Consider the following 622-nt stretch of genomic DNA (forward strand, 5'->3'; position numbering starts at 1 on the left):
GCACACGGGTTGAAACGGCATCTTGTGCACAGCCGGGGGGATGTGAGCAGGCTGAGGTCAGTAGAGGTGACTGTATCAGAAGTTTAGATACAGTCCCACTCTGCACTTTCAGTCAGGTCGCGGCAGTCTGCTCAAAGCTGTAACCACCTTAGAAGAACGCTTGCAGGCCAGTCTGAGCGCGCCCGAGAATCAGCGCATGGACATCGTGAGTGCCTTCGTAGGTGTTGACCACCTCCAGGTTGACCAGATGGCGGGCCACGCCAAATTCATCACTGATGCCGTTACCGCCCAACATGTCCCGCGCCAGGCGCGCGATGTCCAGCGACTTGCCACAGCTGTTGCGCTTCATGATCGAGGTAATTTCGACCGCGGCGGTGCCTTCGTCCTTCATCCGCCCCAGACGCAGGCAACCTTGCAGGGCCAGGGTGATTTCGGTCTGCATGTCCGCCAGTTTTTTCTGGATCAATTGGTTGGCAGCCAACGGTCGACCAAACTGGTGGCGATCCAGCACGTACTGGCGCGCGGTGTGCCAGCAATCTTCGGCTGCACCCAGGGCGCCCCAAGCGATGCCATAACGCGCCGAGTTCAGGCAGGTGAACGGGCCGCGCAGACCACGCACTTC

General features: G+C 59.6%; 1 protein-coding gene. It reads right to left on the reverse strand.

Features of this window, described 5'->3' with window-relative positions:
* Nucleotides 1-148: 148 nt before the first annotated feature.
* On the reverse strand, nucleotides 149-622 hold a 474-nt coding region (locus tag AC1DVH_RS32420; RefSeq protein WP_477757214.1), incomplete at its 5' end, for an acyl-CoA dehydrogenase family protein.

It is taken from the genome of Pseudomonas sp. P4_C3, from assembly GCF_056402075.1.